At 64.7% G+C, this 26,045-nt stretch carries 4 protein-coding genes; all 4 read left to right on the forward strand.

Going from position 1 to position 26,045, the window contains the following annotated elements; translation table 11 throughout:
• The 4 genes from BLR26_RS12940 to BLR26_RS12955 all read left to right on the forward strand — a co-directional run bounded on the left by BLR26_RS12940 (position 1) and on the right by BLR26_RS12955 (position 25,991).
• Positions 1 to 12,372, forward strand: a complete 12,372-nt coding sequence (locus tag BLR26_RS12940) for a non-ribosomal peptide synthase/polyketide synthase (RefSeq protein WP_176794243.1) — start codon at positions 1 to 3, stop codon at positions 12,370 to 12,372.
• Positions 12,372 to 15,785: a non-ribosomal peptide synthetase gene (locus tag BLR26_RS12945; protein WP_093381091.1), complete on the forward strand. Its 3,414-nt coding sequence runs from the start codon at positions 12,372 to 12,374 to the stop codon at positions 15,783 to 15,785. Before BLR26_RS12940 ends, BLR26_RS12945 begins: the two co-directional genes overlap by 1 nt.
• 13 nt (positions 15,786 to 15,798) lie before the next feature.
• A complete protein-coding gene (locus BLR26_RS12950) occupies positions 15,799 to 24,966 on the forward strand; it encodes an amino acid adenylation domain-containing protein (RefSeq protein ID WP_371128642.1) in 9,168 nt (3,055 codons plus the stop codon).
• A 65-nt stretch (positions 24,967 to 25,031) separates the two neighbouring features.
• A complete protein-coding gene (locus tag BLR26_RS12955; protein ID WP_093381094.1) occupies positions 25,032 to 25,991 on the forward strand; it encodes an alpha/beta hydrolase in 960 nt (319 codons plus the stop codon).
• Positions 25,992 to 26,045 lie beyond the last annotated feature (54 nt).

Genomic DNA, 26,045 nt, shown 5'->3' on the forward strand with positions numbered 1-26,045 from the left:
ATGCTTGAGCAACGAATGCTGGCGCTGGCTGAGCGCTTCACCCGTTTTTCCGCTGCTGAACGGCGCGCCTTGCAGGCGCGCATGCTTGAGCAAGGCCTGTCGCTGGAAAGCCTGCCGATTCCCCGGCGCGAAGACCCCAGCGAGGCGACGCCCGCCTCGCATGCCCAGCAACGGATGTGGTTTCTCTGGCAACTGGAGCCGGACTCCACGGCCTATAACCAACTGGCCGTGCTGCGCTTGCGCGGACAGTTGAATGTCGAAAGCCTGCGGCAAAGCTTCGAGGCGCTGGTGACCCGCCATGAAGTCCTGCGCACCCGTTTTGTGCTGCAGGACGGCCAGGTGTTGCAGCAGGTCGAGGCCGTTGCGCGCTTTGAACTGCAACTGCTCGACTTTAGCGGCGAGAACGGCCAGGCACTGGCGGATCAGGAGATTGAACGCCAGGCCCGGCAAGCCTTCGACCTGGAGCAGGGGCCGTTGCTGCGGGCCACGCTGCTCAGGCTGGATGCCGAGCAACATGTGCTGTTGTTCTGCACCCATCACATCGTTTGTGATGCCTGGTCCCTGCCGATTCTGGTCGAAGAAGTGACCCACGGCTATGCGCGCCTGGTCGCGGACGCCGAGCAGGCCGTACCCGCGCCGTTGGCCGTGCAGTATGCCGACCATGCACGTTGGCAGCGCCTGTGGCTGGACGCCGGTGAAGCGCAACGGCAGCTGGCGTACTGGAAAGCCAACCTTGGAGAGGAGGCGGTCAACCTCGAGCTGCCCCTCGATTACCCACGCCCGGCGTCGCGCAGTGCACGTGGCGCACGGGTGCCGATAGCCTTGTCCGAGAGCGTTTCGCAAGCGGTGCGCGCATTCGCCGCGAGCATGGGCGCGACGCCGTTCATGGTGCTGCTGGCATCGTTTCAGGCGGTGCTGCATCGCTACAGCGGCGCATCGGATATCCGCATTGGCACGCCGATCGCCAATAGGACACGGGCCGAGGTCGAGCCGCTGATCGGTTTCTTCGTCAATACCCAGGTACTGCGGGCACAGGTCGATGGGCAGATGTCGTTCGTCGAGCTGGTGCAGCAGGCCAAGCAGCGCGTGCTCGAGGCCCAGGCCCATCAGGACCTGCCGTTCGAGCACCTGGTCGATGCCTTGCAGCCGCAGCGCAGCCTGAACCAGAGCCCGCTGTTCCAGGTGATGTTCAACCACCAGGTGGCGCAACCGGCGGTTGACCAGTGGCGCCTGCCGGGATTGACCGTCGAGGCGCTCGATCGAGGCAGCGACACGGTGCGTTTCGATCTGACCCTCAACACCGAGGACCAGGGCGGGATACTCAAGGCGTCGCTGGCCTATGCCTGTGACCTGTTCGAGCCAGCCACCATCGAGCGGCTCGGCGAGCACTGGCGTTACCTGCTTGAGCGCTGCCTTGCCGAGCCGCACCAGCGCCTGGCGGAACAGTCGCTGTTCGACGATGCCCAGACTCGTCAGTTGCTCGACGCCTGCAATGACCCGCAAGCCAGCGTCCCGGCTTGCCTGCTGAGCCTGATCGCCGAGCAGGTCGCAACCCGGCCCCAGGCAACCGCGCTGGTGTTTGCCGAGGCGACCTTGAGTTATGCGCAGCTCGACGCCCAGGCCAACCGGCTGGCCCAGCGCCTGCGGGCGTCGGGGGTTGGGCCGGACGTTCTGGTGGGCATCGCCGTCGAGCGTTCGATGGCGTTGGTCGTGGCCGTGCTTGCCGTGCTCAAGGCCGGTGGCGCCTATGTACCGCTGGACCCTGAGTATCCGCGCGAGCGCCTGGCCTACATGATCGAGGACAGCAGTATCGCCCTGCTGCTGAGCCAGGCGCCGGTGCTCTCGCGCCTGCCCGGCGACCTGCCGTTGCCTGTGCAGTTGCTTGACGATCCGTCTCTGGCGCAGTGCAGCGACCAGCCTTTGCCGATTGTGCAGCAGGCCGAGAACCTCGCCTACCTGATCTATACCTCCGGTTCCACCGGCCGGCCGAAAGCGGCGGGTAATCGCTATGGGGCCTTGAGCGGGCGCTTGCAATGGATGCGCGATACCTATGCCATGAGCCCCGCAGACGCGGTGCTGCAGAAAACCTCAAGCAGTTTTGATGTCTCGGTCTGGGAGCTGTTGCTGCCGTTGACCTGTGGTGCGCCGGTGGTGCTGGCGCAACCGGGCGACCAGCGAGACCCGGAGCGTCTGCTGGCGCTGATCCAGGCTCATCAGGTCAGTACCTTGCACTTTGTTCCCTCGATGCTCCAGGCGTTCATTGAAACCCCTGGGCTTGAAGGCTGTACGTCGTTGCGCAATCTGTTCAGTGGGGGCGAGGCGTTGTCTCGCGAGCTGCAGCACAAGGTGCTGCAACGCCTGCCCCACGTAGCCTTGTACAACCGTTACGGGCCCGTGGAGGCGACCATCAATGCCAGCCACAGCCAACGCGCAACCGCCAGCGATACACGGGTAGGCATTGGCCGGCCGCTGGTTGATACCGCCTTGTACGTGCTCGGTGGCGGTCTTGAGGTGCTGGCCCCGGCGGCCATCGGTGAGCTGTACATCGGCGGCGCGGCGCTGGCGCGTGGTTATCACCGCCGCCCTGGGCTGACGGCCGAGCGCTTTGTCCCCGATCCGTTCGGCCGCAGCCCGGGCGCACGCCTGTACCGCAGCGGTGACCTGGTGCGGCGGGGGGCTGACGGCGAATTGCAGTTTGTTACCCGTATCGATCACCAGGTGAAGATCCGCGGCATGCGTGTCGAACTGGGGGAAATCGAGTCGCAGTTGCTGGCCCTGGCACCGGTGCGCGAAGCGGTGGTGCTGGCCGTTGACGCCAGCCTTGGCAAACAGCTGGTTGCCTACGTGGTCGCCGACGCTGGCACCCCGCCAAGCCAGCTGCGCGAGCAATTGCACGCAGTGCTGCCGGACTACATGGTGCCCGCGCATGTGGTGCTGCTTGACCAACTGCCCGTGACGGCCAATGGCAAGCTCGACCGCATGGCCTTGCCGCAGCCCGGCCTGGAGCGCGCGCAGGAAGATTATCAGGCACCGGCCAATGAGCTGGAGCAGCGCATTGCAACGATCTGGGAGGCGGTGCTCAAGCGCCAGGCCATTGGTCGTCAGGACAACTTCTTCGAGCTCGGTGGCGACTCGATCATCTCCATTCAGGTGGTGAGCCGCGCACGCCAGGCCGGCATTCATTTCACCCCGCGCGATCTGTTCCAGCAGCAGACTGTCCAGGGCCTGGCCAGTGTCGCCCGGCTGGGTGGCGTGCAGCGCTTCGAACAAGCGCCGGTGGTCGGTGAGGTGCCATTGCTGCCGATTGCCCAGGCGTTTTTCGAGCAGTCACTGCAGGCCCCTGGGCACTGGAACCAATCGGTCCTGCTGCAACCGCGAGCGCCCTTGCAAGCCGAGCTGCTGGAGCAGGTGCTGCAAGCGCTGGTGGTGCATCACGATGCGCTGCGCTTGAACTTCCAGCGCCAGGCCGACGGTAGCTGGCAGGCCACCTACGGTGCGTTGACGCGCCTGCCAGCGACATTGCTGTGGCAGGCTGACGTGGCGGATGAGCAGGCCCTGACCGCGCGCTGCAACGAGGTTCAGCGCAGTCTGGACTTGCAGCACGGGCCGCTGCTGCGCGGGTTGCTGGCAACCTTGGCCGATGGCTCGCAGCGGCTGCTGCTGGTGGTTCACCACCTGGCGGTCGATGGTGTGTCGTGGCGCCTGTTGCTCGAGGATATCCAGCAGGCATACCAGCAGCTGATGGCTGGCCAAACGCTGCGCTTGCAGGACAAGACCAGTTCGCTCAAGGCCTGGAGCGAGCGTTTGCAGGTGCGAGCCCGCGAGCGGCGCATGGACACCGAGCTGGCTTACTGGCGTGAGCAGTTGAGCTGCGCCAACGACTTGCCATGCCGTGACCCGCAGGCGAGCCTGTTGGCCAGTCACGCCCGCAGCGTCCAGACCCGGCTCGACAGCACCGTGACGCGCCAGTTGCTGCAACAGGCGCCTGCTGCCTACCGTACGCAGATCAACGACTTGCTGCTGACGGCCCTGGCCCGTGTCATCAGCCGTTGGACCGGCGACCGGCATACCTTGATCCGCCTGGAAGGCCACGGCCGTGAAGCGCTGTTTGACGATATCGATCTGAGCCGGACCCTGGGCTGGTTTACCAGCGTGTTTGCGCTGCGTCTGACGGCTTGCGACGACCTTGGGCAATCGATCAAGCAGATCAAGGAGCAACTGCGCCAGGTGCCTGACAAGGGCATCGGCTACGGTCTTCTGCGCTATCTGGCCGATGAGCCGACGCGCCTGCAGTTGCGTGGCCTGGCGCAACCGCGGATCACCTTCAACTACCTGGGGCAGTTCGATGCCAGTTTTGCCGATGGGCAAGGCCTGTTTGTCCCCAGTACCGAGGACAAGGGCGAGGAGCGCAGCCCGCAGGCACTGTTGAGCAACTGGCTGACCTTGAACGGCCAGGTCTACGCGGGCGAGCTCAGCCTGGAATGGACTTTCAGCGAGCAGATGTTCGACCGCGCGCAGATGCAGGCGCTGGCCGATGAGTATGCCGACGAGCTGCGCAGCCTGATCAGCCATTGCTGTGATCCACGCCACCGTGGGGTTACCCCGTCCGACTTCGCGCTGGCGCGCTTGAGCCAGGCGCAACTGGACCGGCTGGCGTGCAATGGCGCGGATATCGAGGACCTCTATCCACTGTCGCCGATGCAGCAGGGCATGTTTTTCCACTCCCTCTATGAGCAGGGGTCGGGTGACTATATCAATCAGTTGCGCGTGGATATTCGCGGGCTGGATCTGCAGCGCTTCCGCGATGCCTGGCAGGCGTGCCTGCAGGCCCATGAAGTGCTGCGCAGTGGTTTTATCTGGCCTGACGATGCCGACAAACCTGTGCAAGTGGTGCTCAAACAGGTCGAGCTGCCGTTTGAGGTCCTTGACTGGCGCGGGCGGCCGGGCAGTGCCCAGGACCTGCAGGAACTGGCGGACACTGAGCGGGCACGGGGTTTCGAGCTGAGCTGCGGGCCATTGCTGCGTTTGCTGTTGGTGCGTAGCGGCGAGCATGACTATCACCTGATCCACACCAGTCATCACATCCTGATGGACGGCTGGAGCAGCTCGTTGCTGATGGGCGAAGTGCTCCAGCGTTACCGAGGGCACGCCGTGCCAGCGCGGCCTGGGCGTTATGCCGATTACATCGGCTGGTTGCAGGCGCAGGATGATGCGCGCAGCCGCGTGTTCTGGGAGGCGCAGTTGTCTGACCTCGCCGCGCCGACCCTGCTGGCACCAGCCCTGGCTGGCGCGCACGGGCAGGCCGCTAGCGGTCAGGGCCAGTACCAGGCGAGCCTGACGCTGGCGCAAAGCACTCGCTTGAGCGAGTTTGCCCGGCAACAGAAAGTCACCCTCAATACCTTGGTACAGGCAGCCTGGCTGGTATTGCTGCAGCGCTATACCGGCCAGCCTTCCGTGGCATTGGGTGCCACGGTGGCGGGGCGGCCGGCGGAGCTTGCCGGCATCGAACAGCAGGTTGGCCTGTTCATCAACACCCTGCCGGTCATTGCCAGCCCGGCTGCAGAGCTCAGCGTCGGGCACTGGCTGCAACAGGTCCAGGCGCAGAACGTGGCGCTGCGTGAACATGAGCAGGTGCCGCTGGCCGATATTCAGCGGTGGGCTGGACGGGCGGGCGAGCCGCTGTTCGACAGCATCCTGGTGTTCGAGAACTATCCTATTGCCGATGCGCTGCAACAAGGTGCGCCTGAAGGGCTGCAGTTCGGCGAGGTGAAGATGCAGGAGCAGACGCACTTTGCGCTGACCCTTGCGGTGGGGCTCGGCGAGGTGCTGACCTTGCAGTTCAGCTACGACCGGGCGCTGTGCGATGACACTGCGGTGACGAACCTGTGCGGCCATCTGACCCAACTGCTGCAAGGCTTTGTCGAGCAGGTCGATCAGCCGCTTGGCCAGTTGCCGATGCTGGGTGAACGCGCGCAACGCCAGGTTATCGACGGCTGGAACCATACCGCGCAGCACTATGCCGACTCGCGCTGCGTGCACCAGGTGATTGCCGACCAGGCCCAGCGCACGCCCGCGGCCACTGCCCTGGTCTTCGCCGGTCAGGCCATGTCCTACGCGGCGCTGGAGCTGCAGGCCAACCAATGGGCCCAGCGCCTGGTTGGCGCAGGCGTGGGCCCGGAGGTGCTGGTCGGCATCGCTGCCGAACGCAGCCTGGAAATGGTCGTCGGCTTGCTGGCGGTGCTCAAGGCCGGAGGCGCTTATGTGCCGCTGGACCCCGATTACCCCGCCGAACGCCTGAGCTACATGATCGAGGACAGCGGTATCGGGCTGTTGCTGACCCAGTCGGCACTGCTCGAGCGCTTGAGCCTGCCGGGCAGTCTGCAGACCTTGCTGCTGGACCGGCCCGAGGCACTGACACCCGCCCAGGGCATGGCGCCAGTGCCGTGCACGCCTGATGCGCAGAACCTGGCCTACGTGATCTATACCTCAGGCTCGACCGGCAAGCCCAAGGGCGCCGGTAACCGCCATGTGGCCCTGAGCAACCGCCTTAACTGGATGCAACAGGCTTACGGCCTGACACCTGACGATGTCGTGCTGCAGAAGACCCCGTTCAGTTTCGACGTCTCGGTCTGGGAGTTCTTCTGGCCGCTGATGTTCGGTGCCCGCCTGGTCATCGCCGAGCCCGGCGATCATCGGGATCCTGCAAGGTTGGTTGCTTTGATCCGCAACCAGGGCGTCAGCACCCTGCATTTTGTGCCGTCCATGTTGCAGGCGTTCATGCAGGACGAGGCGGTGGCCTGTTGTACCTCGCTCAAGCGGATAGTCTGCAGTGGCGAAGCACTGCCGGTGGATGCCCAGGCGCAAGTTTTTGCCCAGTTGCCCGGTGCGGCGCTTTACAACCTGTATGGGCCGACTGAAGCGGCCATCGACGTCACCCACTGGACCTGCCGGGAAGAGCCGGGGGACAGCGTGCCGATCGGTGAGCCGATCGCCAACCTGCAAACCTGGATTCTCGATGCGAGCCTGCAATTGCTGCCGGCGGGGGTGATAGGCGAGCTGTACCTTGGCGGCGAAGGCCTGGCCAGGGGATATCATTTGCGTCCAGGACTGACCGCCGAGCGTTTCGTCGCCAGCCCGTTCGACGCTGCTCAGCGCCTGTACCGCACCGGTGACCTGGCGCGCTACCGTGCCGATGGGGTGATCGAATATGCCGGTCGCATCGACCACCAGGTAAAAATTCGCGGGCTGCGTATCGAGCTGGGCGAAATCGAGGCACGCCTGGTCGAACACGCGTCGGTTCGCGAGGCCGCGGTGCTGGCGGTGGGCGACAACGCCGCCCAACGCCTGGTGGCCTATGTGGTACCGAGCGCGGACTTTGCCAGCGCCCAGGCCGAGCAAGGCGCCTGGCGCCAGGCGCTGGACCAGCACTTGAAGGCAAACCTGCCCGACTACATGGTGCCCGCTCGCATCCAGTTGATCGAGCGGATGCCACTCAGCCCCAACGGCAAACTGGAGCGCAAGGCCCTGCCTGCACCTGACCTGGAACCGAGCCAGCAGTATGTGGCACCGGTGGCGGAGCTGGAGCGGCAGATTGCCCAGATCTGGCAAAGCGTGCTCAAGTGCGAGCGCGTCGGTTTGACCGACAACTTTTTCGAACTGGGCGGTGACTCGATCATTTCCATCCAGGTGGTCAGCCGCGCGCGTCAGGCGGGTATCCATTTCACTCCCAAACAGCTGTTCCAGCATCAGACCGTGCAAAGCCTGGCGGCGGTTGCGGCAACCGGCGCCGCGGCCCTTGAGATCGATCAGGGGCCAGCCAGCGGGCGGGTGCAGTTGCTGCCGATCCAGGCGCAGTTCTTCGAACAAGACATGCAGACACGCCAGCACTGGAACCAGTCGGTGCTGCTCAAGCCCGCCGAACGCCTGCAGGCGCCAGCACTGGAGCAGGCCCTGCAAGCGCTGGTGCAGCATCATGACGCGTTGCGCCTGAACTTCAGCGCGGCAGACGGGCAATGGCGGGCCGATTACCGCAGCCTGCAACAACAGGCGCAGCACTGGCGGCGCGAAGGGCTGCTGTGGCAGGCAAGCGTGCACGACCAAAGCGAACTGGCCGCAGCCTGTGAACGGGCCCAGTGCAGCCTCGACCTTGCACAGGGGCCGCTGCTCAGAGCGTTGCTGCTCGACCTGCCTGACCAGCAGCAGCGCTTGCTGCTGGTCATCCACCACCTGGTGGTGGACGGGGTTTCCTGGCGCATCCTCTTTGAGGACCTGCAGGCAGCCTACGCCAGTGCCCTGGCGGGCACGCCCGGCAACCTGCCGGCCAAGACCAGTTCGGTGCAGGCCTGGGCGGCACGCTTGCAGCGCTATGCCCAAAGCGAGGCCGTGCGCGGGCAGGTCGACTACTGGCAGGCGCAATTGTCGGTGTCGGGCAGTGCGCTACCCTGCGACGATCCGGACGCCAGCCTGCATAGCCGTTACGCCCACAGCGTGGTCACCCGCCTGAATGCCGGGCTCACCCGGCAATTGCTGCAAGTGGCGCCGAATGCTTACCGGACGCAGGTCAACGATGTGCTCCTGGCGGCGCTGGCGCGGGTCATCGCGCGCTGGAGCGGGCAGGCCGATACGCTGATCCAGCTGGAAGGGCATGGCCGCGAAGACCTCTTCGATGACATTGACCTGACCCGGTCGGTTGGCTGGTTCACCAGCCTGTTCCCGGTGCGCCTGAGTGCCCGTGATGACCTGGGTACGACCCTGAAAACCGTCAAGGAGCAGTTGCGCGCGATCCCCGACAAGGGGCTGGGCTATGGCGTGCTCGGCCATTTTGCTGAACCAGGCGATCGCGCCCGGCTCACAGGGCTGGCGGTGCCGCGCATCACGTTCAACTACCTGGGCCAGTTCGACAGCAGTTTCACCGACGACGCGGCACTGTTCACCCCGACTGGCGAGGCGCGGGGGGCCGAGCAGGGCGCTGATGTTCCACTGGCCAACTGGTTGATGCTCAATGGCCGGGTGTTTGATGGCGAGCTGAGTATCGGCTGGACGTTCAGCACGCAAATGTTCGCTGCCTCGACGGTGCAGCGCCTGGCCGATGACTATGAGCAGGAACTGGCAGCGCTGGTCGCCCATTGCTGTGACCCACGCAGCCAGGGCGCCACGCCATCGGACTTTGCCCTGGCGCAACTGACTCAGGCACAGCTCGATCAGTTGGACCTGAGCGCAGTCGAAGACCTCTATCCGCTGTCACCGATGCAGCAGGGCATGTTGTTCCATGCCCTCGATGGTCGCGAGCAGGGCAGTTACGTCAACCAGATGAGCGTCGAGGTTTTCGGCCTCGATGTAGAGGCTTTTGCCGCCGCCTGGCAGGCCACTGTGCAGGCCCACGACATCCTGCGAACCCGTTTCATCTGGCAGGGCGTTGGCGCACGTCCCTTGCAGGCAGTGCAAGCATCGGTGGAGGTGCCCTTTACCGTTCTTGACTGGCGTCAGCGTGCCGACCTGGACGAGGCGCTGGGCGCGCTGGCGGCCAGTGAGCGCAAGCGCGGTTTCGACCTGGGCTGCGCGCCGTTGCTGCGCCTGCATGTGGTGCACTGCGACGGGCAACGCTACCAGCTGATCTACACCAGCCACCATATCCTTATGGACGGTTGGAGCAATTCACAACTGATGGGGGAGGTGCTGCAACGCTATCGTGGCGAGCAACCGGCTGCGCTGCACGGCCGTTACCGTGACTATATCCAGTGGCTGCAGGCTCAGGACGAGCAGGCCAGTGAAGCGTTCTGGAAAGCGCAACTGCAGGACCTGGTCGGCCCAACCCGGCTGGCCGCAAGCACGGCACATGACGCTGGCAACCGCCACCAGCGCGAGTACCGGCACGTGCTGGAAGGCTCGCGCAGCCAACGCTTGCATGGGTTTGCCCGCGAACAGAAGGTGACCTTCAACACCCTGGTTCAGGCCGCCTGGGCACTCTTGCTGCAGAGTTATAGCGGCCAGCAAACGGTCGTGTTCGGTGCCACGGTAGCCGGACGTCCGGTCGAACTGCCTGATGCCGAACGCCAGATGGGGTTGTTCATCAATACCCTGCCGGTTGCCACCACGCCGCGCCCGGAGCAAAGCGTCGGCAGCTTCCTGCAGGCGCTGCAGGCGAAAAACCTGAGCCTGCGCGAGCATGAACATACCCCGCTGTTCGTCATTCAACGCTGGGCCGGACACAGCGCTGAATCGCTGTTCGACAACATTCTGGTGTTCGAGAACTACCCGGTGTCGCAGGCCCTGGAGCAGGGCGCAACCCAGGACTTGCGTTTCGGCCGGCTCAACAGCCACGAGCAAACGCACTACCCGCTGACCTTGCTGGTTTCGACGGGCGAGGAACTGGTGCTGCAGTTCAACTATGCCTGTGCGTTGTTCAGCGATGCCCAGATCGAGCGTATCGCCACCCACCTGGACAACCTGCTCGAGCAACTCTGCCAGGCGCCGCAACGGGTCCTCGGCGAGTTGGACATGCTAACCGGCAGCGAGCGCGGGCTGCTGCTCGAAACCTGCAACAGCAATACCCTGGCCTTTGCTCACCAGCGCTGTATCCATCAGCATATCGAAGCGCAGGCCGCGCGCAGGGCTGACGCAACAGCATTGATCGACGGTCAGGCGCACATCAGTTATGCCCAGTTGAACCAGCGGGCCAATCTTCTGGCCTGTGCCTTGATCGAGCTTGGCGTGGGCCCCGAGGTGCGGGTCGGCGTGGCGATGCCGCGCTCGAGTGAAATGCTGGTGGCCTTGCTGGCGGTGCTCAAGGCAGGTGGTGCGTATGTGCCGCTGGACCCCGACTACCCGGCCGAGCGTGTGGCCTACATGCTTGAAGACAGTCGCGCCCGTGTCCTGCTGAGCCAGCAGCAGGTGCTGGAGCACCTCAGCGTGCCCGCCAGCGTTCAGGTCGTGCCGGTGGAGCGTGGCTATGGCGAGCAGGCGGCGACCACGCCTGGCAACCCGCAGACAGCGGTCTCGGCGCAGAACCTGGCGTATGTCATCTATACCTCCGGCTCCACCGGCAAACCCAAGGGCGTGGCGATTACCCATCGCAACGTCGGCGCACTGATTCAGTGGTCGCAGCAGGTTTACAGCCAGGAAGATATCCAGGGTGTGCTGGCGTCGACGTCGATCTGCTTCGACCTGTCGGTGTGGGAGCTGTTCGTCACCCTGGCCAATGGCGGTCAGGTGATCATGGCGCGCAATGCCCTGGAGCTGCCGACGCTGGCGGCCCGCGAGCGGGTACGTCTGCTCAACAGTGTGCCCTCGGCAGTCGCGGCCCTGCAGCGTGCCGGGCAGATTCCGCCGGGCGTGCGCATCGTCAACCTGGCCGGCGAGCCGCTCAGGCAGGCGCTGGTGGAGCAGCTGTATGCCAGCGGCACCATCGAGCACGTCTACGACCTGTACGGACCGTCGGAAGACACCACCTACTCGACCTGGACGCGCCGTCACCCTGGCGGCACACCGAGTATCGGCCGGCCGTTGGCCAACACCCGCGCCTACGTCGTCGATGGCCGCTTGCAGCCGACCGCCCTTGGGGTGGCCGGCGAGTTGCTGCTGGCCGGCGACGGGGTTACCCGTGGCTACCTGCTGCGCCCGGGTCTTACCGCCGAGAAATTCGTGCCGGATCCCTTCGGCGTGCCCGGCGCCCGCTTGTACCGCAGTGGTGACCTGGTGCGCTACCGCGACGACGGCGAGCTTGAGTACATCGGCCGCCTGGATCATCAGGTCAAGATCCGCGGGTTCCGCATCGAGCTGGGCGAAGTCGAAGCACGCCTGCAGGCCCTGGCCCAGGTGCGCGAGGCTGCGGTGCTGGCGCTGCAGGGGGCGCGGGGCGCGCACCTGGTGGCCTACCTGGTGGTGGATGGCGACCTCGCGCCAAGCGCCTACGCCCAGGCGGGCGAAGCCATCAGGCACGCGCTGCGAGCCGACCTGCCCGACTACATGATTCCAGCCCACGTGCTGTTCCTTGAACAGTTGCCGCTGACCCCCAACGGCAAACTTGACCGCAAGGCGCTGCCGGCAGTCGACAGCCAGGTTGGCAGCAGCGAATTCATTGCGCCAAGCACTGAGCTGGCCTGCCAGGTGGCGCAGATCTGGCAGCAGGTGCTGCAGGTCGAGCGGATTGGCATGAACGATAACTTCTTCGAGATGGGCGGTCACTCCTTGCTGGTGGTGAGCGTGGTGTCGCGAATTCAACTTGAGCTTGGTATGAAACTGACAGCGCAAACGGTTTTTCAATTCCCGGTCCTCGGCGCCTTGGTCGCCGAGCTGGAACAGAGCGGGTCTTCGCTGAACAGTGACAAACTCAGCAGGCTCGATGCGTTGCTCGACGAAATGGAGGCCATCTGATGGATCAGCAGGTCGCCTTGAAGATTGCTCAGCGTTTCATTCTTCTGCCGCTGGAAAAACGCCGGCTGTACCTGGAAAAAATGCAGGCAGAGGGCATCTCGCCCGCCAACCTGCCGATACCGCGGGTGAGCGATGAGTTCGAACAACTGCCACTGTCTTTTGCCCAGGAGCGCCAGTGGTTTCTCTGGCAACTGGACCCTGACAGCGCCGCCTACCACATCCCCACCGCGCTGCGTCTACGTGGCCCGCTGGACATCGCCAGCCTGCAGCAGGCCTTCGACCTGCTGGGCGCGCGGCATGCCACATTGCGCACGCGGTTTGTCCAGAACGCCCAAGGGGGCACTTGCCAGGTCATTGATGCCCAGGCCAATTTGCGCATTGCGGTGCAGCCGTTGAGTGTGCCGCCGGGGCAGTCGGCCGAGCAGGCGCTCAGGCAGTTCATCCGCGCCGAAACCGCGCAGCTGTTTGACTTGCGCCAGGGGCCCTTGTTGCGGATCAAGCTGCTGACCCTGGGCAACGACGATCACGTGCTGGTGCTGACCCAGCATCACATCGTCTCGGATGCGCGCTCCATGCAGGTCATGGTCGAGGAGCTGGTGGCCCTGTACAGCGCCCGCTTGCAAGGACAGCCTTGCAGCCTGCCGGCAGTGGCGCTGCAGTACAGTGACTATGCGATCTGGCAGCGGCACTGGATGCAAGCTGGTGAGCGCGAACGCCAACTGGCCTACTGGCTTGAGCAACTGGGCGATCAGCAGCCGGTGCTGGCGCTGCCCACCGACCGGCCGCGCCCGGCCAGCAGGAGCTTTCGCGGTGCACGTGTGGAGATACAGCTGGACAGCGACCTGAGCCAGGCACTGCAAGGGCTGGCGCGGCAACAGGGTGCAACGCTGTTCATGCTGTTACTGGCGTCGTTCCAGGCGCTGCTGGCGCGCTATAGCGGCGAGCGGGATATTCGCGTCGGAGTACCGGTGGCCAACCGCAACCGCCCGGAAACCGAGCGCTTGATCGGCTTTTTCGTCAATACCCAGGTACTGCGTGCCGAGGTTGACGGGCACCTGCGTTTCAGCGAGCTGCTGGCCCAGGTTCGTGAGCGGGCGCTGGGCGCCCAGGCGCACCAGGACCTGCCCTTCGAACAACTGGTCGAAGCCCTGCACCCGGAGCGCAGCCTGAGCCATAGCCCGTTGTTCCAGGTGATGTTCAATCATCGCAGCGACACCCCGGGCGCGGCGCCTCAGGCCGCGCTGGCCCTGCAGGTCGAGGCGGTTGGCCAGGACAGCCAGGATGCACAGTTCGACCTCACCCTGACCACCCATGAATCCGCGCAAGGCATTGGCGCCAGCCTCAACTACGCTACGGACCTGTTCGACGCGGCCACCATCGAGCAGATGCTCGGGCATTGGCAAGCGCTGCTGCGGGCGGTGGCCGCTGACCCGCAGGCACGTCTGGGCCAGCTGGCGTTGCTCGATCCGGCGCAACAGCAGTCAACGCTGCGCTGCTGGAACCCGGCGCCGCAACAGTTCCCTGTGCGCCACTGCATTCATGAACTGTTCGAAGCCCAGGTCGAACGCAACCCGGATGCGCTGGCGGTGTCGCGCGGTGAGCAGTGCTTGAGTTACGGCCAGCTCAACAACAGCGCCAACCAGCTGGCCCATCGGCTGATTGCCATGGGGGTGGGGGCCGATGTCCGGGTGGGCCTGGCGGCGACCCGCGACCTGCCGATGATCGTCGGCCTGCTGGCCATCCTCAAGGCCGGTGGCGCCTACGTTCCGCTCGACCCCAACTACCCGCAGGACCGCCTGGCCTACATGATGCAGGACAGCGGCATGTCGATGTTGCTGGCGCAGGAGCAATTGCTGGCGCAGCTGCCGGTGCCGGAAGGCGTACCAACCCTGCTGCTGGACGTGGCGGATGACGGTGATTGCAGCAACCCGCAGCTCAAGCTCGACCCGGACAACCTGGCCTATGTGATCTACACCTCGGGCTCGACCGGGCTACCGAAGGGCACCTTGCTGGCGCATGCCAACGTCGTGCGTCTGTTCGCGGCCACCGAGCAGTGGTTCGCCTTCAACAGTGCCGATGTGTGGAGCCTGTTTCACTCATTCGCCTTCGATTTCTCGGTGTGGGAAATCTTTGGTGCCTTGCTGCACGGCGGCCGGCTGATCATGGTCGACCAGGACACTGCCCGCTCGCCCGAGGCGTTCCTGGCGCTGCTGCAGCGCGAGCGGGTCACGGTGCTCAACCAGACCCCCTCGGCGTTCAAGGTGCTGGCCCAGGTTGCCTGCGCCGCGCCCGCCGGGACGCTGGACCTGGCCTTGCGCTATGTGGTGTTTGGCGGCGAGAACCTCGAGGTCAGCAGCCTGGCGCCGTGGTTCGAGCGCTTTGGTGACGAGGCACCGCGCCTGATCAACATGTATGGCATCACCGAGACCACGGTGCACGTGACCTATCGACCGTTGTCCAGGGCTGATCTGGGCAGTGCCCAGGGCAGCCCCATTGGCGAACCGATTGGCGACTTGTCCTGGTACGTGCTCGATGGCGACCTCAACCCGGTACCTCACGGCTGTGTGGGTGAGTTGTATGTCGGGCGCGCGGGGCTGGCCCGTGGCTATTTGAATCGCGGTGGTTTGAGTGCCAGCCGCTTTGTTCCCGATCCGTTCGGCAACCCCGGCGGGCGTCTCTATCGCACTGGAGACCTGGCGCGCTTCACCGCCAGCGGCACGGTCGAGTATGCCGGGCGTGCCGACCACCAGGTGAAGATCCGTGGTTTTCGCATTGAGCTGGGCGAGGTCCAGGAGCGTTTGCAAGCCCTGGCAGAGGTCGACCAGGCCCTGGTCCTGGCGCACCAGGGCGTGGCCGGGCAACAACTGGTGGCCTACCTGATCGCTTCGCGCGCGGACATCGCCCTGGCCAGCGCCGAGGATCAAGCTCAGGCCGTGGAGCGTTTGCGCGGCTTGTTGTTGCAGGCGCTGCCCGAGTACATGGTGCCGACCCACATGGTCTTCCTCGCGGCGTGGCCGTTGACCGCCAACGGCAAGCTTGATCGCAAGGCCCTGCCGACGCCGGGCCAATTGCAGGGATCACGCCGCTATCGCGCCCCGCAGAGCGCGCTCGAGTTGCAACTGGCAGCGGTCTGGCAAGAGGTACTGCAGGTGCCCCAGGTTGGCCTCGACGATGACTTCTTCAGCCTTGGCGGGCACTCGCTGCTGGCCACCCAGGTGATTGTCCGCATCCGTGAGCAGGTGAACCTCGAAGTGCCGTTGCGTGAATTGTTTCAGGCCCGCGACTTCAAGGCTTTCTGTACGCTGGTGGCAACGCTTCAGGCGCAGAGCTCGCCGCTGGAAGACGAATTGGCTAAATCTCTGCAGGCCCTCAAACGTTTAACTGGAGATGAACTTGAAAAGCTAATTTCCTAATGAGGGTCTGGGTGTGCAAGAGCTGATCGGGGCAGTTGGAGCGCTTTCGTCGAAGGAACGCAAAGCCTTGGCGATACTGCTGAAGCAAAAAGGGATCAACCTCTTCAATGTCGCGCCGATTTTCAAGCGCAAAGCCGACGAGCCCTTGTTGTTGTCCTATGCGCAGGAGCGCCAGTGGTTTCTCTGGCAGATGGAGCCAGACAGCGCTAACTACCATATTCCACTCGCGCTGCGCCTGCGCGGCGAGCTCGACCTTGGCGCCTTGCAGCGCAGTGTCGAGGCGTTGCATCTGCGCCATGAAGCGTTGCGCACCACCTTTGTCGACGACGACCTGCAGGCCCTGCAGGTCGTCCACCCGTCCATGACTGCGGACTTCACCTGCCTGGACTGGTCGAACGAGCCAGCGTCGGCGCGTTCTGAGGCGCGGCTGAAGGCCTTCGTCGAGGAGCAGGTCGGCCAGCTGTTCGATTTACGCCAGGGGCCGCTGTTGCGCGTCTGCCTGCTGCGCCTTGATGTCGATGATCACGTATTGCTGCTCATCCAGCACCATATTGTCTCTGACGGTTGGTCCATGGAGATCCTGCTGCGCGAGATCATCGAGTACTACAGCGCGTTCACCCAGGGCCGGGCCCCGGACCTTGCGCCGCTGCCGATCCAGTACGCTGACTACGCCCTCTGGCAGCGCCAGTGGATGGAGGCAGGTGAACGTGAGCGGCAACTGGCCTACTGGACTGCGCAGCTGGGTAGCGAGCATCCCTTGCTTGAACTGCCCACTGACCGACCGCGTCCGGCTGAGCAGAGTTATCGCGGTGCGCGGCTGGCGCTGAGCCTGCCCGATGGCCTGGCCGATGCGCTCAAGCGTTTCGCCGGGCAGGAGAATGTCACCCTGTTTACCCTGCTGCTGAGCAGCTTCGAGCTGTTGCTGCACCGCTACAGTGGCCAGGCCGAGATTCGTGTCGGGGTACCCTCGGCCAACCGCAACCGGGTGGAGACCGAGGGGCTGATCGGTTTTTTCGTCAACACCCAGGTGATCAAGGCCTGCTTTGACGATCAGCTGACCTTCCGCCAGTTGCTGCAGGCCGTGCACCAGACAGTGCTCGATGCCCAGACTCATCAGGATTTGCCGTTCGAACAACTGGTCGAGGCGTTGCGCCCGGAGCGCAGCCTCAGCCACAGCCCGCTGTTCCAGGTCATGTACAACCACCAGAGCGACGCGCGCACGCGTCACCAACTGGCGGGGCAGGGCGGGCCCCTGACGATCGAGGCGCTGGCGTGGGAAAAGCACACCGCTCAGTTCGACCTGATGCTCGATACCCATGACAGCCCGAGCGGGCTTGCCGCCGGCCTGACCTACGCCAGCGACCTGTTTGAACGCGCGACCGTCGAGCGCATGGCTGCGCACTGGCTGGGCCTGTTGCAGGCGATCGTGCAACAGCCCGATCAGCGCGTCGCGGCCATGCCCCTGCTCGACAGCGATCAGTGGCAGCAACAGGTCGTGCGCTGGAACGACACGGCGATGGACTACCCCTTGGCGTGCTGCGTGCATCAGTTGATCGAACAACAGGCGCAGGCCACACCCGACCGGGTAGCCCTGGTTCTGGGTGCTGCGCAGCTCAGTTACCGCCAGCTCAATGAAGTCGCCAACCAGTGGGCACACCGCTTGCTGGGCGCAGGTGTCGGGCCCGATGTGCTGGTGGGTATTGCCGCCGAACGCAGCCTGGAAATGGTTATCGGCCTGCTGGCGGTGCTCAAGGCTGGCGGCGCTTATGTACCGCTGGACCCGGATTATCCCGCGGAGCGCCTGGCCTACATGATGCAGGACAGCGGCATGCGCCTGCTGCTGACCCAACAATCGGTACGTGAGCGCTTGCCGGTGCCGGCCGATGTCGAATGCCTGCTGCTCGATCAACCTCAGGATGGCTGGCCTGTCAGCAACCCGGCGTGCTACCCGCACCCGCAGAACCTGGCCTATGTCATCTACACCTCCGGCTCCACGGGCAAGCCAAAAGGCGCGGCCAACCGCCACCTGGCCCTGACCAACCGGCTGTGCTGGATGCAACAGGCCTATGGCCTGGGCGAACAGGACCGGGTCTTGCAGAAGACGCCGTTCAGCTTCGACGTTTCGGTGTGGGAGTTCTTCTGGCCGCTGATGACGGGGGCACGCCTGGTGCTGGCGGCGCCGGGTGATCACAAGGATCCTGCGCGGCTGATCGAGGTCATCCGCCGTGAACAGATAACCACCTTGCACTTTGTGCCCTCGATGCTGCAGGTGTTCATGCTCGATGACCAGGCGGGTCTGTGCACCTCGCTGAGCCGAGTGATTTGCAGTGGCGAGGCGTTGCCGGCGGATGCCCAGCAACAGGTTCTGAGCCGCTTGCCGCAAGCCAGCTTGTACAACTTGTATGGACCGACCGAAGCGGCAATCGATGTTACCCACTGGACCTGTCGCGACGAAGGCCGCGACAGCGTGCCGATTGGCCAGCCGATTGCCAACCTTGGCACCTATGTGCTGGACGACGAGCTGACGCCGGTGCCCGTGGGGGTAACGGGTGAGCTGTACCTGGCCGGTATCGGGCTTGCGCGCGGCTATCATCGCCGTCCGGGCCTGAGCGCCGAACGGTTTGTCGTCAGCCCGTTCGCCAGCGGCGAGCGTATGTACCGCACCGGCGACCTGGCGCGTCAGCGCAGTGACGGGGTGATCGAGTACCGCGGGCGGATCGACCATCAGGTAAAAATCCGTGGACTGCGTATTGAGCTGGGCGAGATCGAGGCACGCTTGCTGGAACAGGATGAAATCCACGAGGCGGTTGTTCTGGCCGTTGCCACTGGCAATGGCCAGCAACTGGTGGCGTATCTGGTGCCGGCCCGGCGCGACTGGCCTGGCGACGACCGCCAGCGCCAGGCGCAGGCGCGCGAGCTGCTGCGGTCGCGCTTGCTGGCGGCCTTGCCCGACTACATGGTACCCAGCCAACTGATGTTCCTCGACAGCCTGCCGTTGAGCCCTAACGGCAAGCTGGAACGCCGGGCGCTGCCGGTGCCTGATGCAGAGCAGATGCAGCAGGCCTATGTGGCCCCGGGCAGTGCCGTGGAAGTGGCGCTGGCGGCGCTTTGGCAAGAGGTGCTCAAGGTTGAACGGGTGGGTCTGAACGACAACTTTTTCGAACTCGGCGGCGACTCCATCGTGTCCATTCAACTGGTCAGCCGCGCGCGGCGCCAGGGCATCGTGTTCACCCCCAAAGAGCTGTTCCAGCACCAGACGGTGCAGAGCCTGGCGGCTGTCGCCCGGTCTCGCGAGGTCGGCGAAGTCGATGCAGTGGACCAGGGCCTGGTCAGTGGCGCGGCGTTGCTGCTGCCGATCCACCAGGCGTTTTTTGCCAGTGACATCCCCCAGCGTCACCAGTGGAACCAGTCGGTGCTGCTCAAGCCATCGCAGCCGCTGCAGGCCGACCTGCTGGAGCGTGCGCTGCAAGCGTTGGTGATGCACCACGATGTCTTGCGTTCGTGCTTCAGCGCCGAACAGGTGCGCTATCTGCAGCCCGAGCGCCTGCTTGCGCACTGGGCGCAGGCGCCGCTGCTGTGGCAAACCGCGCCAGTCGACCTGGCCGCGCTTTCAGTCGACTGCGACGAGGCCCAGCGCAGCCTGCAGCCGGCACAAGGGCAGTTGCTGCGGGCGCTGTTGGCGACCCTGGCCGACGGTCAGCAACGGCTGTTGCTGGTGGTCCACCACCTGGCCGTGGATGGTGTGTCCTGGCGCATCCTGTTCGAAGACCTGCAACAGGCCTACACACAGTTGGCGGCAGGCCAGCCTGTGGCCTTGCCGGCCAAGACCACTTCGGTCAAAGCCTGGGCCGAACGTCTGCAAACCTATGCGCGGGGCGACAACCTGCAGGCGCAGCTCGGCTACTGGCAGCAGCAGTTGCAGGGCGCATGCGCCGAGCTGCCCCAGGATCACGCCGACGGTACGCTGCGCAGTCGCGATGCGCTGACGCTGTACAGCCAGTTGAGCCCGCAGCTGACGCGCAAGCTGTTGCAGCAGGCCCCCGCGGCTTACCGCACGCAGATCAACGACCTGCTGCTGGCAGCCCTGGCCAGGGTGTTGCAGCGCTGGACCGGCGCCGACCATTGCCTGATCCAGCTTGAAGGCCATGGCCGTGAAGAGCTGTTCGATGAGGTCGACCTGACCCGCACCCTGGGTTGGTTCACCAGCATGTTTGCGCTCAAGTTGCAGGCCTTCGAGCAGTGGAGCGACACCCTCAAGGGGATCAAGGAGCAACTGCGGGCGGTGCCGGACAAAGGCATCGGCTACGGGGTGCTGCGTTACCTGGGTGATCAGCAGGCGCGTGAAAGCCTGGCGCAATTGCCGGTGCCGCGGGTGACCTTCAACTACCTTGGGCAGTTCGACGCCAGTTTCAGCAGCGATCAGGCACTGTTCGTTCCCGCCGCTGAAAACCGAGGGCTTGAGCGCAGCCTGGACGCGCCGCTGGGCAACTGGTTGAGCCTCAATGGCCAGGTGTACGACTCGGCCTTGAGCATAGGCTGGACCTTCAGCCGCAGCATGTTCGATGAGGCGACGATCGCGCACCTGGCCGCGCAGTACAGCGAGGAGCTCGAGCGTCTGATCGAGCATTGCTGCGATCAGGGCGTTGGCGCGGTGACCCCCTCGGACTTCCCGCTGGCGCAGGTTTCGCAGGCCTGGCTTGACCAACTGCCGATTGCCGCCGGCGAAATCGAAGACATCTACCCGCTCTCGCCGATGCAGCAGGGCATGCTCCTGCACACCCTGGAAGACAACGAGTCGGCGCTTTACATCAACCAGGTGCAGTTGCCGGTGCAGGGCCTGGATGTCGAGCGATTCTGCCAGGCCTGGCAGGCGGCAATCGACCGCCACGAGGCCCTGCGTACCAGTTTTCATTGGCCGGATCGGCAGACGCCGGCGCTGCAAGTCGTGCAGCGCCGGGTCAAGCTGCACGTACAGACCCTCGACTGGCAGGATCAACCCTGGGATGAACAGCGTGTCGCGCAATGTGCCAGCGCCGAACGGGCCCGCGGCTTTGATATCGGCGCCGCGCCGTTGCTGCGCCTGTTGCTGATTGGTACCGGCCCTGGGCAATACCGGATGATCTGGACCAGCCACCACATCCTGATGGATGGCTGGAGCAATTCACGTCTGCTCGCAGAAGTGCTGCAGCACTACTGTGGCGCGCAGGTTGCGGCGCCAGGCGGGCGCTTTCGCGACTTCATCGGCTGGCTGCAGGGGCAGGACGCCAAGGGCCTCGAACAGTTCTGGAAGCAGCGCCTGCAGGCCTTGGTCGAGCCGACTTCGCTGAGCCAGGCGGTGCATCCGCGGCACAGCAGCAGCGAGCCCGGTCACCGGGCGCTGTACACCCGCTGGGATGCAGCGCGCACTGCACGGTTGCAACAGGTGTGCCGTGACTTGCGTATCACCCCCAACACCCTGATTCAGGGCGCCTGGCTGCTCTTGCTGCAACGCTACACGCGCCAGGACACCGTGGTGTTCGGCGCCACGGTTGCCGGGCGACCGGAGGGCCTGGCCAATGCCGACACCCTGCTGGGCCTGTTTATCAATACCTTGCCAGTCATTCACCGCATCAGGCCGGAACAAGCGCTGGATGCCTGGTTGCGCGACCTGCAAGCCTACAACCTGGACGTGCGCGATCATTCCCATGTGCCGCTGGCGGATATCCAGCGTTGGGCAGGCATGGGCGGACAGGCGTTGTTCGACAGCATCATCGTGTTCGAGAACTACCCGATCGATGAGCGGCTTGGCGAGGCCCGGGACAGCGGCCTGCACTTTGGCGAGTCACGCAATCACGATGTCACCAACTTCCCGATGGACCTGGCCGTCCACCTCAACGACAGCCTGTCGATCGAATACCTGCATTTGCGCAGTGCCTTCAGCGAGCAGGCCGTCGAGGGCATCCGTCACGCCATGGAGGGGCTACTGACGGCCATGCTCGAGACACCGCTGCAGCGGGTGGGTAACCTGCAACGGCTGGATACCGCGCAGTGGCAGCAACTGCAAGCCTGGGGGGCACAGCCGGCGCGGCAGTACCGTCCGCTGTCGGTGGTCGAGCTGATTGACGAACAGGCCCGGCGTCAGCCCGGGGCGATTGCGGTGGAATGTGCGGGGCAGCGCCTGGACTATGCCGCCCTGCAGCGCCAGAGCAATGCTCTGGCCGCGACCTTGATGGCGCAGGGCGCGGGCCCTGAAGTTCTGCTCGGGGTGGCCCTGGAGCGTTCGCCGCAGATGATCGTGGCACTGCTGGCCGTGCTCAAGTGCGGCGCGGCGTATGTGCCGCTGGACATCGATTACCCGAGCGAGCGCCTGGCCTACATGATCGAGGACTCGGGCATGGCCCTGGTCATTACCCACAGCGATCTGCTCGGGCGCCTGCCGCTGCCGGCGCTGTTGCCACGGGTAGAGATGGATCGACTGCCGCTCGATGAACAGCGCGTCGGGCCAGCGCTTGCCTGCGGCGATGATCGCAACCTGGCGTACCTGATCTACACCTCCGGTTCCACCGGTCAGCCCAAGGGCGTGGCGGTTACCCGCGGGCCCTTGAGCATGCACTGCCAGGCAATTATCGAACGCTACGAAATGAACGCCAGCACCCGCGAACTGCACTTTATGTCGTTTGCCTTCGACGGTGCCCATGAGCGTTGGTTGAGCGTCCTCGGCAGCGGCGGGGCGCTGGTCATTCGCGACGCCGAACTGTGGACACCGGAGCAGACGTTCAAGGCCCTTGGGCAGCAGGCAATCACCATCGCCTGCTTCCCGCCGGCCTACCTCAAGCAGGTTGCCGAGTATGCCCGCCAGTGTGGCGAGCCTGCGCCTGCGGTGAACATCTACTGCTTTGGCGGCGACGCCGTACCCGAACAGACCTTCGAGCTGGTCAAGGCAGCATTGCGCCCGCAGTACTTCACCAATGGCTACGGACCGACTGAGACCGTGGTCACCCCGCTGCTATGGAAAGTGCCGGCCGATTCGACCTGTGAAGCTGCGTATGCACCGATCGGCCGCGCGATCGGCTTGCGCGCCTTGCAGGTCCTGGACGATGACCTCAACCCGTTGCCTGCAGGCTTCGCCGGCGAGCTGTACATTGGTGGCGAGGGGGTCGCCCGAGGCTACCATCGTCGCCCGGGCCTGACCGCCGAGCGCTTCGTACCGGACCCTTTCGGCCAGCCAGGAACCCGGGCCTACCGCAGTGGTGACCTGGTGCGCCTGCGTGAGGACGGCATCATCGACTACGTCGGTCGCATCGATCACCAGGTAAAGATTCGCGGCTTTCGCATCGAGCTGGGCGAAGTCGAGGCCTGCCTGCGCCAGCAACCCGGGGTCAGCGATGCGCTGGTCATTGCCCGTGACTTTGCCGCCGGCAAGCGCTTGATTGCCTACGCGGTCACCCCGCACGGCATCGATCAGGGGCCGGCGCTGCTCAGCGGTCTGCGCGCGGTGCTGCCCGACTACATGGTCCCGGCACAGGTTATCTGCCTCGCGGCACTGCCCATCTCGCTCAACGGCAAACTCGACCGCAAGGCCTTGCCAGAGCCGGATTTCAGCGCCGATAGCTACCTGGCCCCGCGCAGCGAGCAGGAACACCTGCTGGCGCAGGTCTGGGCCGAGGTGCTGCAAGTCGACAGGGTTGGCATCAGTGACAACTTCTTCGAGCTGGGCGGCGACTCGATTCTCAGCTTGCAGGTCATTTCCCGCGTGCGTAATCACCCGCAGCTGGACATCAACCTCAAGCTGCGCGACCTGATGCGCTACCAGACCATCGCCGGCCTGTTCGATCAGCAGGTCTTTGCCGGTGCTGCGCAGCAGGAGGACCTGAGCCACCGGGTCAGCGATGGCCGGTTCAGCCTGTTGCCGATCCAGGAATGGTTCTTCGCCCAGAACATGCCAGAGGCGCACCACTTCAACCAGGCATTGATGCTGCGCTCGCGCCAGGCACTCGATCCGCAGGCGCTGGAGCAGGCTTTGCAGGCTGTGGTGCAGCAGCATGATGGCTTGCGCTTGTGCTTTGCCAAGGAGGGCGAACGTTGGTATCAGGCGTATCGGCCACAGCAGGCCCAGGCCGACAAGCCGCTGCTGGAGCAGGTGAGCGTGGCCGATGAGGCGGCGCTGGAAGACTTGACCGCCCGGGTGCAACGTAGCCTGGACCTGCAGCAAGGGCCATTGATGCGCGCCCTGCAAATCACCTTTGCCGGCGAGCAGCGCTTGCTGCTGGTCATTCACCACCTGGCGATTGATACGGTGTCCTGGCGCATCTTGCTGCAGGATTTGCAACAGGCCTACGAGGCTTGCAGCCAGGGCAACAGCCCAGCGTTGCCGATTCGCACCAGCAGCTACCAGGCCTGGGCGACCCGTCTTGAACAACAAGCGCCGCTGCTGGTGGAGCGCGAGCTGGGGTACTGGCTCGAACAACTGCAAGACTCGGGGCAGCCTTTCCCTTGCGATAACCCCCGCGGCAAGAACCTGGTCGGCTTCCATGCGGTAGAGCGCATGGAACTCGACGCCCAGCGCACCAGCGAACTGTTGACCCAGGTGCCGGCGGTCTACCAGACGCAGATCAATGACCTGTTGCTGGGCGCCTTGAGTCGCGTGCTGTGCCGCTGGAGCGGGCAGGATGCGGCGTTGATCCAGCTTGAAGGTCACGGTCGTGAAGACCTGTTCGACGAGCTGGATTTGAGCCGTAGCCTGGGCTGGTTCACCAGCATGTACCCGGTACGCCTGGTGCCCGGTGCCGAGGGTGACATCCGCGCCAGCCTGCTCGGGGTTCAGCGCCAGTTGGCGGCAGTCCCCGACAAGGGGCTGGGTTACGGCGTGTTGCGCTACCTGGCGGGCAACAGCCTCAGGCAGCAGTTTGCCGGGCTGGCCCAGGCCAGAGTGACGTTCAACTACCTGGGCCAGTTCGACCAGAGCTTTGACGAGCGCGCCTTGTTGGTGCCGGCCGAGCAAAGCGTGGGGGCGTGCTACAGCCTGCAAGCGCCGCTGGGCAACTGGCTGGAGATTGTCGGCCAGGTGTTCGACGGCCGCCTGGCCTTGCGTTGTGTGTTCAGTACCCGGCGCTATCGTCGTGAAACCATTCGCCAGTTGATGGACGACTATCAGCGCGAGCTGCAGGCGATCATCAGCCATTGCCTGGCCCAGGCCGCCTGAGCCGTCAACCTGTGTGCCGGCAAACCTTTGCCGGCACGATTCGATACACCGTTTAGGAAGCTCAAATGTCTTTGCACCCTGATCTTGCTGATTTCCTCGACCTGGCCGAGGAAAGCCGCGGCCCGCTCGATCTGCCTTTTCATCAACAAACCCCGGAGCAGGCCCGGGCCGCGTTCGAGCAGACTACCCAGCAACTGCGCTGGCCCGTCGAGCAGCGGCTCGACTGTCAGGAACTGACGGTCACCAGCCGCGACGGCGGCGCGGTGCCGGTGCGCCTGTATCGTGCCCGGCAATGCGAGGGGGCCTTGCCATTGCTGATGTACTTCCACGGCGGTGGCTACGTGGTGGGCAGCCTGGATTCGCACGATGGCGTTTGTCGCGAGTTTGCCGCAGGCGGCCAATGTGCGGTGCTGTCGGTGGGCTACCGGTTGGCGCCCGAACACCGTTTTCCGCAGCCGCTGCTCGATGGCGAGGATGTCCTGGCCTGGTTGCCCGGCCAGGCCCGGGCCCTGCAGCTGGACCTTGCCCGGGTCGCGTTTGCCGGCGACAGTGTCGGCGCGACCATTGCCACCGTGTTGGCGACCCAGGCTGCCCAGGCAGGGCCGGACGCGGCGCTGCAGCCGCGCTTGCAACTCCTGTGCTATCCGGTGACGGATGCCTCCCGGCGCAGCGCCTCCATGGAGCTGTTCGCCGAAGGCTACTTGCTCGAGAGCCAGACGCTGGAGTGGTTCTACCAGCACTACCAGAGTGCTGCGCAAGACCGCTGTGACTGGCGCTTTTCGCCGTTGCTGACAGATAAGCTGAGCAACGTTGCCCCCGCCTGCATTGCCCTGGCCGGGCTTGATCCGCTGCTTGATGAGGGCCGGGCCTATGCACGCCGGCTGCAGGAGCAGGGCGTACCTGTAACGCTCAGGGAATACACCGGCCTGACCCATGACTTTTTGCGCCTGGGCTCGGTGGTTGGCCAGGTCACAGACATCTACACACAGTTATGCGCAGACCTGCGCCAGGCGTTCGAGCGTTGAGGCAAAGGTTTCACCCTGGCCATGAAAAAGGGGCACTGAACCGACGTTCAGTGC

Origin of the sequence: Pseudomonas sp. UC 17F4 (genome assembly GCF_900101695.1) — a bacterium.
In the GTDB taxonomy this organism is placed as follows: Bacteria; Pseudomonadota; Gammaproteobacteria; order Pseudomonadales; family Pseudomonadaceae; genus Aquipseudomonas.